The organism is Pseudomonas sp. D3 (genome assembly GCF_029320995.1).
GTDB lineage: Bacteria > Pseudomonadota > Gammaproteobacteria > Pseudomonadales > Pseudomonadaceae > Aquipseudomonas > Aquipseudomonas paraveronii.
Genome location: NZ_CP119772.1, coordinates 4,836,208 through 4,852,434, shown reverse-complemented (window position 1 = coordinate 4,852,434; position 16,227 = coordinate 4,836,208). Strand labels below are relative to the sequence as shown.

Below are 16,227 nucleotides of genomic sequence, written 5' to 3'. Positions count from 1 at the left end.
TTTATCGAGGCGCGTCCATCGGGGGCAAGCCCCCTCCCACAGGGGGTTGTGGGGTACACACTATTTTTGGTGAGCACAGGGCAAATGTGGGAGGGGGCTTGCCCCCGATGGGCGCGCCACTTCACTCGCTTATTCCTATAAGCCATAAGCACCGCACTTTGCGTGATATGGCGCGCCAGGCTTTCCCGGTATGATGTTCGTCCCCGCAGTCTGGATTGCGAATACGCCATGACCTTGCAGTACCCTACAATCGCCGATTGCGTCGGCAACACGCCCCTGGTCCGCTTGCAACGCATGGCGGGTGAAACCAGCAATACCCTGTTGCTCAAGCTCGAAGGGAACAACCCGGCCGGTTCCGTCAAGGACCGTCCGGCGCTGTCGATGATCACGCGCGCCGAGCTGCGCGGGCAGATCAAACCCGGCGACACCCTGATCGAAGCCACCTCCGGTAACACCGGGATCGCCCTGGCCATGGCTGCGGCGATCAAGGGTTACAAGATGGTGCTGATCATGCCCGACAACGGCAGCGCCGAGCGTAAGGCTGCGATGACCGCCTACGGTGCCGAATTGGTCCTGGTCACCCAGGAAGAAGGCATGGAAGGCGCCCGCGACCTCGCCGAGCGCATGGCCGCCGAAGGCCGTGGCCAGGTGCTGGACCAGTTCGCCAACGGCGACAACCCCGAGGCGCACTACACCACCACCGGCCCGGAAATCTGGCGCCAGACCCAGGGCACGATTACCCATTTCGTCAGCTCCATGGGCACCACCGGCACCATCATGGGCAACTCGCGCTACCTGAAAGAGCAGAACCCGGCGATCCAGATCGTCGGCCTGCAACCGATGGAAGGCGCGTCGATCCCCGGCATTCGTCGCTGGCCCGAAGAGTATTTGCCGAAGATCTACAACGCCTCGCGCGTGGATCGCATCATCGACATGGCCCAGCGTGAAGCCGAAGACACCACGCGCCGCCTGGCCCGTGAAGAAGGCATCTTCTGCGGCGTGTCCGCTGGCGGCGCCGTGGCCGGCATGTTGCGATTGTCCAAGGAGGTGGAAAACGCGGTGATCGTCGCGATCATCTGTGACCGTGGCGACCGTTACTTGTCGACCGGCATTTTCGACGAACCCAACTGATGGCCAAGCACGAGAGAGGCCTGCGCTTCCAACCGACGGGCGGCAGCCGTGCCCCACAGATCCCCGTGGGCAAAAAGCAACGCCTGACCATCGAGCGCCTGGCCAATGATGGCCGTGGCATCGTGTTCTTTGAAGGCCGCACGTGGTTCGTCAACGGTGCGCTGGCCGGCGAAGAGGTCGAAGCGCGGGTGTTGGGCGCCCACGGCAAAGTGGTCCAGGCGCGCACCGAGCGGGTGTTCAAGGCCAGCGAGCTGCGCCGCCCGGCACCGTGCGCGCACTTCGGCCGTTGCGGCGGTTGCAGCGTGCAGCACCTGCCCCATGCTGAACAACTTGCCCTGAAACAGCGCATGCTCGCCGAGCAGCTGTCGCGTGTGGCGGGGGTCGAGCCGCAAGAGTGGGCCGCGCCGTTGAGCGGGCCCGAGCTGGGCTATCGGCGTCGCGCCCGTGTGGCCGTGCGCTGGGATGCCAAGGCCAAGAAACTGGAAGTCGGTTTCCGCGCCGTGGCCAGCCAGGACATCGTCGCCATCGACGATTGCCCGGTGCTGGTACAGGCCTTGCAACCGATCATGCAGCGTTTGCCCGGTATGCTGCGCCGCCTAAGCAAACCTCAGGCTTTGGGGCATGTGGAGTTGTTCAGCGGGTCGTCCATCGCCGTATTGTTGCGGCATATGGCGCCGTTGTCGGACGCCGACCTGCTGATCCTCAACGAATTTTGCGCTTTCCATGAGGCCCAGTTGTGGCTGCATGGCGAGGGCCAGCCCGAACCGGTCGAGCCTGACCAGGCCCTTGGCTATCGGTTGGAACAATGGGATCTGGAACTGGCGTATCGACCGGGCGATTTTGTTCAGGTCAACGCCGGGGTCAACGCGGCGATGGTGGCCCAGGCGCTTGAATGGCTGGCGCCGCAAGCCGATGAGCGGGTGCTGGACCTGTTTTGCGGCCTGGGTAACTTCGCGCTGCCACTTGCTCGCCAGGTGCGCGAAGTGGTGGCGGTGGAAGGTGTACAGGCGATGGTCGAGCGCGCGGCGCTCAATGCCATCAGCAATAATTTGCATAATGTGCAGTTTTTTCAGGCCGATTTAACCCAGTCGCTGACTGACGCGGACTGGGCCAAACAGGGCTTTTCTGCGGTACTCTTGGACCCACCCCGCGATGGTGCCCTGGAGGCTGTGCGCAAGCTCGCCACTCTGGGAGCCAAGCGCCTGGTGTACGTGTCCTGCAACCCGGCCACGCTGGCGCGGGACACGGTTGAGCTGGTCAAGCAGGGCTACCGGCTAAAACGTGCCGGGATTCTCGACATGTTTCCGCAAACCGCGCATGTCGAGGCGATGGCGTTATTTGAAGCGGGCTAGGACGCCCGTTTAATCCGACTGGCCTGCATTCTCCTGGGCCGTGATCTGCCTGGGAGTGTGTGAGCTTTAGTGATAAAGCAGGTCAGCGATGATTTTTGGCGCATCAAAGGTGCGTCGTAGGGAAGGTAAGCAAGATGGTACAGGTGAGAGCACACCAGCCGATCAACACCGACGGCAGTATCAATCTCGAGGCATGGCTGGATCATGCCGTCAGTGTCGACCCGGCACTGGACCGTGAAGCCTTGAAAGCAGCCTGCGAGTTCGCTCGTGAGTCTGAACAGCAAGACAATGCGGCCAAGAACCTGTGGGCGGAGGGCACTTCAAGCTTTCGTACCGGGTTGGAAATCGCTGAGATCCTCGCGGATCTCAAGCTGGACCAGGATTCGCTGATCGCCGCCGTGCTCTATCGCGGCGTGCGGGAAGGGCATATTGCCTTGCCGCTGGTCAGCCAGCGTTTTGGCACGCTGGTGGCCAAGTTGATCGACGGCGTGCTGCGCATGGCCGCCATCAGCGCCAGCCTCAGCCCACGCCAGTCCATGGTGCTGGGCACCCAGGGCCAGGTGGAAAACCTGCGCAAGATGCTGGTGGCGATGGTCGACGACGTGCGCGTCGCCTTGATCAAGCTGGCCGAACGCACCTGCGCGATCCGTGCGGTGAAGACCGCCGACGACGAAAAGCGCAACCGCGTCGCCCGCGAGGTCTTCGACATCTACGCGCCCCTGGCGCATCGCCTGGGTATCGGCCATATCAAGTGGGAACTGGAGGACTTGTCCTTCCGCTACCTCGAACCCGACCAATACAAACAGATTGCCACGCTGCTGCATGAGCGCCGGCTCGACCGTGAGCGTTTCATCACCGACGTGATGGGCCAGTTGCGTGCCGAGCTGCAGGCCACCGGCGTCGACGCCGACATCAGCGGCCGCGCCAAGCACATCTATTCGATCTGGCGCAAAATGCAGCGCAAAGGCCTGGAGTTCAGCCAGATCTACGACGTGCGCGCCGTGCGGGTGCTGGTGCCGGAAGTGCGCGACTGCTACACCGCGCTCGGTATCGTTCACACCCTGTGGCGGCACATCCCCAAGGAATTCGACGACTACATCGCCAACCCCAAGGAAAACGGCTATCGCTCGCTGCACACAGCGGTGATCGGCCCCGAGGGCAAGGTGTTGGAAGTGCAGATCCGCACCCACTCCATGCACGAAGAGGCGGAGTTGGGGGTGTGTGCGCACTGGCGCTACAAGGGCACCGACGTCAAGGCCGGGTCCAACCAGTACGAAGAGAAAATCTCCTGGCTGCGCCAAGTGCTGGAATGGCACGAAGAACTCGGCGACATCGGCGGCCTGGCCGAACAACTGCGGGTGGATATCGAACCGGACCGGGTCTACATCTTCACCCCCGACGGCCACGCTATCGACTTGCCCAAGGGCGCCACACCGCTGGACTTTGCCTACCGCGTCCACACCGAAATCGGCCACAACTGCCGGGGCGCCAAGATCAACGGGCGCATCGTGCCGCTCAACTACAGCCTGCAGACCGGTGAACAGGTCGAGATCATCACCAGCAAGCACGGCACGCCGAGCCGCGACTGGCTGAACCCGAACCTGGGCTACATCACCACGTCGCGGGCGCGGGCGAAGATCGTCCACTGGTTCAAGCTGCAGGCGCGCGATCAGAACGTCGCCGCCGGCAAAACCCTGCTCGAACGCGAACTGGCGCGCCTGGGCCTGCCCCAGGTGGATTTCGACAAGCTGGCTGAAAAAGCCAACATGAAGATCGCCGAAGACATGTTTGCCGCTCTCGGTGCCGGCGACCTGCGCCTGGCGCAACTGGTCAACCTGGCCCAGCAACTGGTGGAGCCGGAGCGGGGCAACGAACAGCTGGAACTGATCCCGCGCAAAGCCACCGGCTACAAGCCTGGCAAGCGTGGCGATATCCAGATCCAGGGCGTCGGCAACCTGATGACGCAAATTGCCGGTTGCTGCCAGCCTCTGCCGGGCGACGCCATTGTCGGCTACATCACCCAGGGCCGTGGCGTGAGCATTCACCGCCAGGACTGCGCCTCGGTGCTGCAGTTGGGCGGGCGCGAGCCGGAGCGGATCATCCAGGTCAGTTGGGGGCCGGTGCCGGTGCTCACCTATCCGGTGGACATCATCATCCGTGCCTACGACCGTTCCGGCCTGCTGCGTGACGTGTCGCAAGTGCTGCTCAATGAGCGGATCAACGTGCTGGCCGTCAATACCCGCTCGAACAAGGAGGACAACACCGCTTTGATGTCCCTGACCATCGAGATTCCGGGGCTGGACGCGTTGGGGCGGTTGCTGGGGCGGATTTCCCAGTTGCCGAACATCATCGAAACCCGGCGCAACCGCACCCCATGAGCATCTGGATGAACACAGTCTGAAAGGCGGGAGGGGCTTGTCCCCGAAAGCGGAGTGTCAGGTACCAGATTCTTGGTTGACCCACCGCAATCGGGGGCAAGCCGCCTCCCACATTTGATCGGCTGTGTTCATACCTGATCGGAAATAGAATGATGTATTCACTTGAAGATCTGCTGCACCTGATGAGCCGCCTGCGCGATCCGAAGTACGGGTGCCCGTGGGACATCAAACAAACCTACGCGAGCATCGTCCCGCACACCCTGGAAGAGGCCTACGAAGTCGCCGACGCCATCGAGCGCGGCGACTTCGATCACCTGCAAGGCGAACTGGGCGACCTGCTGTTCCAAGTGGTGTATTACAGCCAACTGGCGCGCGAAGAAGGGCGCTTCGAGTTTACCGGAGTGATCGACAGCATCACCCGCAAGCTGATTCGACGTCATCCCCATGTATTCCCCACCGGCGATCTGTACGCGCCGCTGGATGTCGCGCAACTGAGCGAGGAGCAGGTCAAGGCGCGCTGGGAGCAGATCAAGGCCGAGGAGCGTGCAGAAAAGTCCGACGCTCCTGAGCAACTTTCCCTACTCGACGATGTGCCCACCGCTTTACCGTCCCTGTCCCGTGCCGCCAAATTGCAAAAGCGCGCCAGCCAGGTCGGTTTCGACTGGCCCGCTGCTTTGCCGGTGGTGGATAACGTCCGCGAAGAGCTGGATGAAGTGCTCGAAGCCATGGCCGATAACGATGCAGTGGCCATCGCCGATGAAGTCGGTGACCTGCTGTTTGCCGCGGTCAACTTGGCCCGGCACCTCAAGGTCGACCCGGAAACTGCCTTGCGCGGTGCCAATGCCAAGTTCGAGCGACGTTTCCGATTTATCGAACAGGCATTGCGCGATACGCGCCAATCCATGGAAGATTGCACCCTCGAAGAGTTGGACGCCCTGTGGGGCGAAGCCAAACGCCAGGAAAAGAATGTGTCCAGCTGCGGTTGAGCAGTTGCCTAAGTGAGTAAGCACCATGAGCCTTTCCCTTCGCGACCAGTTGCTCAAAGCAGGTCTGGTCAACCAAAAGCAGGCCAAGCAGGTCGGCAAAGACAAACAGAAACAGCAACGTCTGGTCCACAAGGGCCAGGCTGAGGCCGATGACACCCAGGCACGCCTGGCCCAGGAAGCGATGGCCGAGAAGGTCAAGCGCGACCAGGAGCTGAACCGCCAGCAGCAGGAAAAGGCCGAGGCCAAGGCCCGCACGGCCCAAGTCAAGCAACTGATCGAGACCTCGCGCCTGCCCAAGCTGACCACCGAGGACTACTACAACTTCGTGGATGACAAGAAGGTCAAGCGTCTGTCGGTCAACACGCTGATGCGTAACAAGCTGAGCAACGGCTCCCTGGCGATCGTGCATCACGCTGGCAGTTACGAGGTGATCCCGCGCGAAGCGGCACTGAAGATCCAGGAGCGCGCGCCGGAGCGTATCGTCCAGCTCAATATCCTGACGGAAAGCCAGGTACCGGATGAGGATGATCCATACGCCGCCTACCAGATCCCGGATGATCTGATGTGGTGAGGCTGTAGAGGCAACAAAACCCGCTCAAAGGCGGGTTTTTGTTTTCAGGCAGCCAAGCTGCGTGGGCCTGGCGCCTGTCTTACAAATATTCAGACGCTTTGTGCCTGGCGTTTCATCTCAAGGCTTTCGAGCTCGTTCTTATAATTATGAGCGTCGCTCTCGTTATGAAACATGCCGACCAGCAGGTCTTGTTGGTGTACATCCCAGATGTGAATCCCATGGCCCAATGCTTCGTGGGACATATGTTCGTCGTCGCGTTCAGTTACTTTTACAGTCATCTGCTTGCTCCAATCTCTGGTTGATCTGCGGCAAGTCGTCGCAGGCGTTTGTTATATGTTTTGTTAGCTTGCTACGTAAACTGATTTTTCCTGCAACAGTTCTTTGCAGTAATCGCAACAATCCAGCAGGCCGCGTAAACCGCGACATTGCGCCGCAGGCTGCTGAGTTTTATGACAAAAGTTTCATCTTGGCGTAAGGCTTTAATATTGGATTGGCGTTGTTCGCGATGGCGATAGTGGCCTTGCCTAAAAAATCCCAGGCGAAAAAAAGCCCCGCATTGCGCGAGGCTCTTTTCAACTCATCAGCGCTATCAGCTACCTTTGACAGACTGACCGTCAACCGTACCGTCTAGCAGCATGATGTTGTATTCCTTGCCGTCGGTTTCCACCTGACGCAGAGCAACCAGGATGCCGCCCCAGTCCTTGGCAAACCACATCTGGGTGATACGCTTGCTTTGGGTTGGGTCACGCACGCGCTCGACCTTGATCGCGTCGATGGAGCCGGCTTTGGTCTGGACCTTTTCCGGGCCGATCACGCGGAAGTCGTAGGTGTCGACGTCGGTGCCTTCAACCACGTTGTAGCTCATGCTCTTCTTGCCTGCCGCGACATCGCGCTGCAGCGCCAACTGGTAGGTCGACTTGTCGAGCATGCCGCTTTGCAGGGCGACGTTGACCGGATCTTTGTTTTCAAAGCCGGTGACTTTCTTGGCCGTCTGGTCGAAGTCCAGGTTGATCTTCTTCGCCTTGCCCAGGCCGCCGCGTTCGAAGGTGTAGCTCTTCGGTTGCAGGGCGTCCTTGTCGAAGTGGATCACGCTGGTTTCGGTGAGGCTGGCGATCATCATGGACGCCTTGAAGTTCAAGGTCCAAGTGCCGTCGCCATTGTGGGTCAGGCTGCGTTCGGCCGAGCCGCTCATGGGCAACTGTTTCCAGTCGGCGGTATAGCTGGCGGAGAAAGGATGTAAATCTGCTGCTTGCACCGCAGGCAAGGCGAACAGCGCAAAAGCGAAGAGCAAGGCGCGACGCATAAAATCTCCTAGGTTCGAATCAAGTGGCCGCTGGCCGCGAGTAACTGACCGTCCAATAATGCACCCTGTTCACCAAGAATCAACCGCCCCTCGGCAAACCAGCGAACAGCCAGCGGGTAAATCCTGTGTTCCTGGGTATGAACCCGTTGCGCAAGCGTCTGCGCCGAGTCGTCAGACTCTACCGGAACCACTGCCTGTACGACCAGAGGCCCGCCATCGAGTTCCTCCGTAACAAAATGCACACTGCAGCCATGCTCGCTGTCGCCCGCGTCGAGGGCGCGCTGATGGGTGTGCATGCCTTTGTACTTGGGCAGCAGGGAAGGGTGGATATTCAGCAGCCGTCCTGCGTAGTGCCGCACGAAATCTGCGCTGAGGATGCGCATGAAGCCGGCCAGTACCACGAGTTTGGGGTTAAAGGTGTCGATCAGTTCGATCAAGGCGCTGTCGAAGGCCTCGCGACCTTCGAAAGCCTTGTGATCCAGGGTGCGCGTGGCAATGCCCGCGTCCCTGGCGCGTTGCAGGCCATAGGCGTCGCTGCGGTTGGAGATCACCGCAGCGATGCGCGCCGGGCTGTCGCCGGTGCGCGTGCTGTCGATCAGGGCCTGCAAATTACTGCCGGTGCCGGAGAGCAGCACTACGACATCACAGGTTGCAGGCATCAGTGCGCCTTAAGGTTCTTCAGTTCAACCTGAGCCGCGCCTTCAGCAGCAGCGGCGATCTGGCCGATGACCCAAGGCTGCTCGCCGGCTTCGCGCAGTACGTTCAGCGCGGTTTCCACGTGCTCTTGCGCCACGCAGATCACCATGCCCACGCCGCAGTTCAGTACGCGGTGCATTTCGGTTTCGTTGACGTTGCCTTTCTCTTGCAGCCAATCGAATACCGCAGGACGCTGCCAACTGGCCACGTCGACAATCGCCTGGGCGCCTTTTGGCAGGACGCGCGGGATGTTGTCCAGCAGGCCGCCGCCGGTGATGTGGGCCATGGCTTTGACCGCGCCCGTGTCCTTGATCAGCTTGAGCAGTGGCTTGACGTAGATGCGCGTCGGGGCCATCAGCAGGTCGGTCAGTGGCTTGCCGTCGAGCTGGATGTTTTCGATGTCGGCGCCGGACACTTCGATGATCTTGCGGATCAGCGAGTAACCGTTGGAGTGCGGGCCGGACGATGGCAGGGCAAGCAGGGCGTCGCCGGCAGCGACTTTGGAGCCGTCGATGATCTCGGCTTTTTCTACCACGCCGACGCAGAAACCGGCCAGGTCGTAGTCTTCGCCTTCGTACATGCCCGGCATTTCAGCGGTTTCGCCGCCGACCAGGGAGCAACCCGACAATTCACAGCCGGCGCCGATACCGGTGACCACCTGGGTGGCGGTCTCGACGTTGAGCTTGCCGGTGGCGTAGTAGTCAAGGAAGAACAACGGCTCTGCGCCGCACACCACCAGGTCGTTGACGCACATGGCGACCAGGTCGATGCCGATGCTGTCGTGTTTGTTCAGGTTCAGTGCCAGGCGCAGCTTGGTGCCCACGCCGTCGGTGCCGGAGACCAGCACCGGCTGTTTGTAGCCGGCCGGGATTTCGCAGAGGGCGCCAAAACCGCCCAGGCCGCCCATGACTTCGGGGCGCGCAGTGCGCTTGGCGACGCTCTTGATGCGTTCGACCAATGCTTCACCGGCGTCGATGTCTACACCGGCGTCCTTGTAGCTCAGGGAGGGTTGCTTGCTCATGATCCAGGCCTTTAGGGGGGATTCAGGGGTAACGACCGAGTGGGCAAGGGCTCTTGTGAAAAAGGCCCAGCCGCTGACGGTCTGCGAAGGCGCGCGATTTTATCAGGCTTGAGGGGCAGCGGCCATCCTCGGGCCGACGGGCAGGGCCATATAGGTTAAAAAGCCGGTTAAAAAAATGCTAATCGGCTCTGCTTCGGTGCGTATTAAGGTATAGCCTTGAAGCCGCTATCGTTATGACAGTAGGAAAACTTACCGAGACTCCGTGAATGTTTTGCCGGTCGCTGTGGTCACAGCCTTGGCAAACCGAGATCACGCGGTCTGTTCCAGCCGCTAATTTTGTCGTTCGGGAATCTTCCATGCGTCTGTGTAATGTCTTTTTTGTAGGCTGCTTGTCGTTGGTCAGCCTGGCGAGTCATGCCGAAACCCTCAATGGTCTTTATCAAGTACTCGAACCGGTCAGCAGCCAGTCCCCGCAAGAACGCGACCAGGCGACCCAGCGCGCCGTTCAAACCCTGGTGCTCCGCCTGACTGGCGACGCCAAGGCCGTCGATGGCCCGGGCCTGGCGGCGGTTCGCAAGGACCCGCAACAAATCATCAGCCAATACGGCTACGACGCCGGCCCGCCGGAAAGCCTGCAAGTGGATTTCGATCCGGTCAGCACCGATCGCGCGTTGCGTGGCGCGGGCTTGTCGATCTGGGGCAGCAATCGGCCGTCGATCCTCGGTTGGTGGCTGAACGACTCGACCGACGGCAGCAGCCTGGTGGGTGATGGCCAGGCCATCGCCCAGGCGTTGCGGCGCGCGGCGCAACACCGCGGCTTGCCGCTGCGCCTGCCGTTGGGGGATCTGGATGAGCAGGTGGTTGCCACCGCGCCGAATCTGGAAAGCGCGGACGCCACGCCGTTGCGTGCGGCCTCGGAACGCTACGGCGCCGATGCGATGCTCGCGGTGCATGCGCGCCAGGAAGGCAGCCAATGGCAGGCCAAATGGCGCCTGTGGCTGGGCGACAAGAGCGAGCAGGGCACTGCGCAAGGGGCCGACACCGCCGCCGTGGCCGATGCCGTGATGCTGGCCGTCAGCCAAAAACTGGCGCCGCGCTTTGCTGTCAAGCCGGGTGTGAGCACCGAGCAATTGCTGGAAGTGCAGGGGATGACCCTGGAACGCTACGCCGCGCTGGGCCACTTGCTTGAGCCGTTTGGCGGCCAGCCGCAGCGCGTGGATGGCAATCGTATTGTGTATCGCGTCAATGGCAGCGCCGATCAGTTGCGGACTCAGTTGAGTCTGGCCAGGTTGCAGGAGATTCCCGCAGGTGAGGCGCCGGCTCAGCAACCGCCGGTGGACGCTACACAGCCGGCCGCCGCCCCTGAGCCGCAGGCGCAACTGCGTTTTCGTTGGTGAATGTTCTTCCTTCTCTATATAGAAGGGGAAAGTAAATAAAAGATGGAGTGGTTTATGGCGGATACGCGTCGTTGGGTTTGGCTTGGCGGAATCGCCCTGCTGTGCATTTTTGTGTTGTTGCTGCATTCGATCCTGACGCCGTTCCTGATAGCGCTGTTGCTCGCCTATCTGTTTGATCCCGTGGTGGATCGCCTGGAGAAAGCCGGCCTGTCACGGACCTTGGGCGTGGTCACTGTGTTTGCGCTGTTTACGCTGATCATCACGGCGCTGGTGCTGGTGCTGGTGCCGATGCTGGCCAAGCAATTGTTCCGTCTGTATGAGCTGGCGCCGCAAATGCTCGACTGGCTGCAGCATACGGCGATGCCGTGGACCCAGGCTAAGCTGGGGCTGGCGGATGGCTTCTGGAAGTTCGACAAGGTCAAGGCCGCGATCAGCGATCATATGGGCCAGACCAGCGATATTGTCGGCGTGGTTCTCAGTCAGGCGACGGCATCCAGCCTGGCGCTGATTGGCTGGCTGACTAACCTGGTGTTGATCCCGGTGGTGGCGTTCTACCTGTTGCGGGACTGGGACATCATGATGGCCAAGATTCGTGGCCTGCTGCCGCGCGCCCGCGAGGCGCGCATCGTGTCCCTGGCCGGGGAGTGTCATGAGGTGCTGGGGGCGTTCGTGCGTGGCCAATTACTGGTGATGCTGGCCCTGGGGATTATCTATGCCGCCGGCTTGATGGCGATCGGCCTGGAGCTGGGCCTGTTGATCGGCTTGATTGCCGGCCTGGCCGCTATCGTGCCGTACATGGGCTTTGTGATTGGCATCGGTGCTGCGCTGGTAGCCGGGCTGTTCCAGTTTGGCGGTGACCTGTACCCGATGCTTGGGATTGTCGCGGTGTTCATGGTCGGCCAGGCCCTCGAAGGCATGGTGCTGACCCCGCTGCTGGTGGGCGACCGCATCGGCCTGCACCCGGTCGCGGTGATCTTTGCGATCCTGGCCGGCGGCGAGTTGTTCGGTTTTACCGGCATCCTGCTTGCGCTGCCGGTGGCGGCGGTGATCATGGTGCTGGTGCGGCATGTACACGATCTGTATAAGGATTCGGATGTGTATACGGGCGTCGAGGACCCCGACGTGTAATCGCGGTGTCACAAACCCGGCTCAGGCCGGGTTTGTGGTTTCTGGCACTGTCGCGTCAAACAATTCGCGTAAATCCAGCAAGTTAACGCAAACCTTTGATTTTGCTTGTGGTCTGCTGCATTGTGCGCCCGGCGTCACGGGTATAAACTTTGCAAACTTTTCACAGAGGCCACTAACGGTTCGATCGGAACCGTTCAGTCAGCATGAAACCGATTCAGCTGCCCTTAGGTGTGCGTCTGCGTGACGACGCCACCTTTATCAATTACTACCCAGGCGCCAATGCCGCTGCACTCGGCTATGTCGAGCGGCTCTGCGAAGCCGACGCCGGGTGGACTGAAAGCCTGATCTATCTGTGGGGCAAGCAGGGCGTGGGGCGCACCCACCTGTTGCAGGCCGCGTGCCTGCGCTTCGAGCAAATGGGTGAACCGGCGGTTTACCTGCCTTTGGCCGAGTTGATGGATCGCGGGATCGGGATTTTCGACAACCTCGAACAATACGAACTGGTGTGCCTGGATGATCTGCAGGCCATCGCCGGCAAGGCGGATTGGGAAGAGGCGCTGTTTCATCTGTTCAACCGCCTGCGCGACAGCGGCCGCCGCCTGTTGATCGCGGCCTCGACCTCGCCCCGTGAGTTGCCGGTCAAGCTGGCGGACCTCAAGTCGCGCCTGACCCTGGCGCTGATCTTCCAGATGCGCCCATTGTCCGACGAGGACAAATTGCGTGCCCTGCAATTGCGTGCTTCCCGTCGCGGCCTGCACCTCACCGACGAGGTCGGGCACTTTATCCTCACCCGTGGCACCCGCAGCATGAGCGCGTTGTTCGATTTGCTCGAACAGCTCGATCAGGCCTCTTTGCAGGCCCAGCGCAAGCTGACGATTCCCTTCCTTAAGGAAACCCTCGGCTGGTAGCAAACCCTTGTATTTCGTGGGGTTTAAGCAAATTCCAGGCGCCAGAAAACCTGCGTTTTGGCCGGCTTGGCCACGCAAAACACGTGCATAGGGTATTAAGGGCTTAGATGTCATAGCGCAAACAGTAAGTCACATAGATCACGATTGAATTTGCAAATCGATGTGATAGAAGGCATAGTCTCGGCTTCTTTACACATTTGCCACGGTCGTGCCCATGCTGAATCGCTTCGCACCCCTCGTGCCTCTCGCACTCGTAGCCCTGTTGTTTGGTTGCGCCTCCCACCCTCAACAAGTGGCCGAGCAGCACGATCAACAGTATAAAAATCAGGCAAAATTCGTTGCTGCGCAGTCTTCCACTGTTTATGAGGAAGAGCTGGCAACCGAAAAAGAACTGGCCGCCTTCGCTGGCAACAAGCCTTATCAGCTTCCCGTTCTGGCCGACAGCATTCTCGAACGCGGCATGTCCCTGATCGGTACCCGTTACCGTTTCGGCGGCACTTCCGAAGCCGGTTTCGATTGCAGCGGTTTTATCGGTTACCTGTTTCGTGAAGAAGCTGGCATGAACCTGCCACGCTCCACTCGCGAAATGATCAACGTGAATGCACCGTTGGTCGCGCGTAACAACCTCAAGCCTGGCGATCTGCTTTTCTTCAGCACCAGTGGTCGTGGTCGCGTCAGTCACGCCGGTATCTACTTGGGCGATAACCAGTTTATCCACTCCAGCAGCCGCCGCAGTGGTGGTGTTCGAGTCGACAGCCTGGGCGACAGCTACTGGAGCAAAACCTTCATCGAAGCCAAGCGCGCACTCGCCATGGCCCCGACGACGATTACCGCCAGTAAGTAAAGTTAAAGTGATACTTGAAGTTTGACGTGTAAGCGCTAGAATCCTTGAACATTGTTGTAATCCGTTCGCGCAAGCCTTGCTTGCGCGTTCTGGTTTTCAGCGTTCGGCAGCGAAAGCCGCATCCAGACCAGGATTGTTCTGCACATGTCGACCTCGGCCCGCCTGATTCTTATTGTTTGCGCCGCGCTGCTCAGCGCCTGCGCAAGCCGACCGCAGCCAGCGCCTGTCGCGGCCAAGCCTAAACCGGTATTCAACACCAGCCAGAATTTCTCGCCGGCCGCCGAAGACGTGCTCTTCCGCGCGCTGGGCCTGGTCGGTACGCCTTATCGTTGGGGTGGCAACACGCCAGACTCCGGGTTCGATTGCAGCGGGCTGATCGGGTTTGTCTACCGTGATGCCGCCGGCATCTCCCTGCCGCGCACCACGCGCGAACTGATCGTAATGCGTGGCCAGGACGTCAGCGAGCAGAACCTGCAAACCGGTGACCTGTTGTTCTTCGCCACGGGCGGCGGCTCGCAGGTCAGCCACGCCGGGATCTATGTCGGCGAAGGGCGCTTTGTACATGCGCCGCAGACGGGCGGTACGGTGAAGCTGGATACGCTGTCCAAAGCGTATTGGCAGAATGCCTACCTGAGCGCCAAGCGTGTGTTGCCGGCTGAAAACCTGGCGCGTAACCCTTAGATAAAACCTAGACCCAAATGTGGGAGGGCGCTTGCTCCCGATGAGGGCGTGTCAGTCCCTGCATTTGGTGACTGACCCACCGCTATCGGGAGCAAGCGCCCTCCCACATTTGTTTTGTGGTGGTCTTGGGGGCGGTTACTTAGCCGCAGAAACCCGCCACACCTTATTCCCCACATCATCCGCCACCAGCAAGCCGCCCTGCTTGTCGATGACCACGCCAACCGGTCGGCCCATGGCTTTCTCGTCGCTGTTGAGGAACCCGGTCAGCACGTCCACCGGCGGCCCCTTCGGCTTGCCGCCCTCGAACGGTACGAAGATCACCTTGTAGCCGCTGTGCGGCTTGCGGTTCCACGAACCGTGCTGGCCGATGAACGCGCCGTTGATAAAGGGCGCCGGCAGTTTGCTGCCCTCGGCGAAGGTCAGGCCTAGCGAGGCGGTGTGCGGGCCTACGGCGTAGTCCGGCGCAATGGCTTTGGCCACCATGTCCAGGTTTTGCGGCGTGACGCGTACATCCACGTGCTGCCCGTAGTAGCTGAAGGGCCAGCCATAAAAGGCGCCATCCTGGACCGACGTGATGTAGTCCGGTACCAGGTCGCTACCGATCTCATCGCGCTCGTTCACGGCCGTCCACAGCTTGCCGCTCTGCGGTTCCCAGGCCATGCCGTTAGGGTTGCGCAGGCCGGAGGCGAAGATACGGTGCTGGCCGTTGGCGCGGTCGACTTCCCAGATCGCGGCGCGGCCTTGTTCCGCCTCCAGGCCGTTCTCCGCCACGTTGCTGTTGGAACCCACGCTCACATACAGCTTGCTGCCGTCCTTGCTGGCCACCACGTTTTTCGTCCAGTGGTGGTTGATGCTGCCGCCGGGCAGGTCGATGACCTTGCTGCCGGCGGTCTTGATCGCGGTCTCGCCCGTCTGATAGGGAAAGCGCAGCAGCTTGTCCGAATCGGCCACGTACAGGTCATTGCCGACCAGCGTCATGCCGAAGGGCGAGTTGAGGTTTTCCAGGAATACCGTGCGGGTCTCCGCGACCCCATCATGGTCGGCATCGCGCAGCAGGGTGATGCGGTTCGGGCTCGGTACCCCGGCGCCGGCGCGGCCCATGACTTTCTCCATCACCCAGCCACGAAGGCCTTTGGAATCATCCGGCTTGGGCGGCGCGTTGGTTTCCGCCACCAGCACATCGCCGTTGGGTAATACGTACAGCCAGCGCGGGTGGTCCAGGCCTTCGGCGAAGGCCGCCACCTGGGTGCCGGCGGCGGCCGTGGGCTTGGTGCCCGCTGGCCAGCCAATGGCCGGGGCGATGTTCACAGTGGGGATCAGCGTCTTGTTCGGCTCCGGCAATTGCGGTGAGGGCCCGGTGCCGTCGGATACCTTCAGGGTCGAGCTTTCGCCGCAGGCGGCAAGGCTGCCCGCGAGCATGATCAGTAAGGCGAGTCTTGTTTTATGCATGGTTTTCTCCTGGATGCCTGTAAGGGTAGAGGTGTGTGTTGCGACGATGGTTCAAGTACAAGGCCAGCTTTAATTGACGCTCCACCCCCAACCCACTAACCTTCGCGGCTTGTTCCAGGTGCTCTGTGACCTACGGGTCGACTGAGTGAAACAGGGAAGCCGGTGAGTGAGCGCACTTGTACACAGTGTTGCCGCGATTCCGGCGCTGCCCCCGCAACGGTAAATGAGTCAAAACGGTGCTGTTTGCCACTGTATCGCCCGCGATATGGGAAGGCGCGCCGTCGGCGTGTGCTCTAGCGCGCCACTCATGAGCCCGGAGACCGGCCCGGATCATCCAACAGCATCACGGTGGGCGATGCTTGGCTGTCTGTTTTTGATTTTT

15 protein-coding genes and 1 riboswitch are annotated in these 16,227 nt (G+C 60.9%); of the genes, 10 read left to right on the top strand and 5 right to left on the bottom strand.

The window, feature by feature from the left end; all coding sequences use genetic code 11:
- Positions 1-228 precede the first annotated feature (228 nt).
- From cysM to P3S72_RS22300, 5 genes are all read left to right on the top strand, one after another.
- Complete coding sequence (cysM, locus tag P3S72_RS22320) at positions 229-1,131, top strand: cysteine synthase CysM (RefSeq protein WP_276194260.1); 903 nt, start codon at positions 229-231, stop codon at positions 1,129-1,131.
- Positions 1,131-2,483: a 23S rRNA (uracil(1939)-C(5))-methyltransferase RlmD gene (gene rlmD / locus P3S72_RS22315; protein WP_276194259.1), complete on the top strand. Its 1,353-nt coding sequence runs from the start codon at positions 1,131-1,133 to the stop codon at positions 2,481-2,483. The genes cysM and rlmD overlap by 1 nt, the downstream gene beginning before the upstream one ends.
- A gap of 134 nt (positions 2,484-2,617) precedes the next feature.
- Positions 2,618-4,861, top strand: coding sequence for a GTP diphosphokinase (relA, locus tag P3S72_RS22310; protein WP_247397032.1), 2,244 nt, complete (start codon positions 2,618-2,620; stop codon positions 4,859-4,861).
- Between the two features lie 152 nt (positions 4,862-5,013).
- Complete coding sequence (gene mazG, locus P3S72_RS22305) at positions 5,014-5,847, top strand: nucleoside triphosphate pyrophosphohydrolase (RefSeq protein WP_276197978.1); 834 nt, start codon at positions 5,014-5,016, stop codon at positions 5,845-5,847.
- Between the two features lie 25 nt (positions 5,848-5,872).
- A complete protein-coding gene (locus tag P3S72_RS22300; protein ID WP_247397034.1) occupies positions 5,873-6,418 on the top strand; it encodes a DUF2058 domain-containing protein in 546 nt (181 codons plus the stop codon).
- An 89-nt stretch (positions 6,419-6,507) separates the two neighbouring features.
- On the opposite strand, the gene P3S72_RS22295 is transcribed toward P3S72_RS22300, so the two are convergent.
- The 4 genes from P3S72_RS22295 to purM all read right to left on the bottom strand — a co-directional run bounded on the left by P3S72_RS22295 (position 6,508) and on the right by purM (position 9,438).
- Positions 6,508-6,696, bottom strand: a complete 189-nt coding sequence (locus P3S72_RS22295) for a hypothetical protein (protein WP_247397035.1) — start codon at positions 6,694-6,696, stop codon at positions 6,508-6,510.
- 311 nt (positions 6,697-7,007) lie between these two features.
- Positions 7,008-7,721, bottom strand: a complete 714-nt coding sequence (locus P3S72_RS22290; protein ID WP_276194258.1) for a DUF3108 domain-containing protein — start codon at positions 7,719-7,721, stop codon at positions 7,008-7,010.
- 8 nt (positions 7,722-7,729) lie between these two features.
- Positions 7,730-8,380, bottom strand: coding sequence for a phosphoribosylglycinamide formyltransferase (gene purN / locus P3S72_RS22285; protein WP_276194257.1), 651 nt, complete (start codon positions 8,378-8,380; stop codon positions 7,730-7,732).
- Positions 8,380-9,438, bottom strand: a complete 1,059-nt coding sequence (gene purM, locus P3S72_RS22280) for a phosphoribosylformylglycinamidine cyclo-ligase (protein WP_247397040.1) — start codon at positions 9,436-9,438, stop codon at positions 8,380-8,382. The genes purN and purM overlap by 1 nt, the downstream gene beginning before the upstream one ends.
- 356 nt (positions 9,439-9,794) lie before the next feature.
- Here purM and P3S72_RS22275 point away from each other — a divergent pair, with 356 nt between their 5' ends.
- The 5 genes from P3S72_RS22275 to P3S72_RS22255 all read left to right on the top strand — a co-directional run bounded on the left by P3S72_RS22275 (position 9,795) and on the right by P3S72_RS22255 (position 14,396).
- Complete coding sequence (locus P3S72_RS22275; RefSeq protein ID WP_276194256.1) at positions 9,795-10,835, top strand: DUF2066 domain-containing protein; 1,041 nt, start codon at positions 9,795-9,797, stop codon at positions 10,833-10,835.
- Positions 10,836-10,889: 54 nt separating this feature from the next.
- The gene (locus P3S72_RS22270) at positions 10,890-11,963 is read left to right on the top strand and encodes an AI-2E family transporter (RefSeq protein ID WP_276194255.1); all 1,074 of its coding nucleotides are present in this window, start codon (positions 10,890-10,892) and stop codon (positions 11,961-11,963) included.
- 203 nt (positions 11,964-12,166) lie between these two features.
- Positions 12,167-12,871, top strand: a complete 705-nt coding sequence (gene hda, locus P3S72_RS22265) for a DnaA regulatory inactivator Hda (RefSeq protein WP_247406650.1) — start codon at positions 12,167-12,169, stop codon at positions 12,869-12,871.
- 214 nt (positions 12,872-13,085) lie between these two features.
- A complete protein-coding gene (locus P3S72_RS22260) occupies positions 13,086-13,715 on the top strand; it encodes an NlpC/P60 family protein (protein ID WP_247406653.1) in 630 nt (209 codons plus the stop codon).
- A 144-nt stretch (positions 13,716-13,859) separates the two neighbouring features.
- Positions 13,860-14,396 carry a C40 family peptidase gene (locus tag P3S72_RS22255; protein ID WP_276194254.1) on the top strand — a complete coding sequence of 179 codons (537 nt, stop codon included), beginning with the start codon at positions 13,860-13,862 and terminating at the stop codon, positions 14,394-14,396.
- A 135-nt stretch (positions 14,397-14,531) separates the two neighbouring features.
- On the opposite strand, the gene P3S72_RS22250 is transcribed toward P3S72_RS22255, so the two are convergent.
- Entirely contained in the window at positions 14,532-15,845 is a 1,314-nt protein-coding gene (locus P3S72_RS22250) for a sorbosone dehydrogenase family protein (RefSeq protein WP_276194253.1), read from the bottom strand.
- 99 nt (positions 15,846-15,944) lie between these two features.
- Positions 15,945-16,189, top strand: a riboswitch (cobalamin riboswitch).
- Positions 16,190-16,227 lie beyond the last annotated feature (38 nt).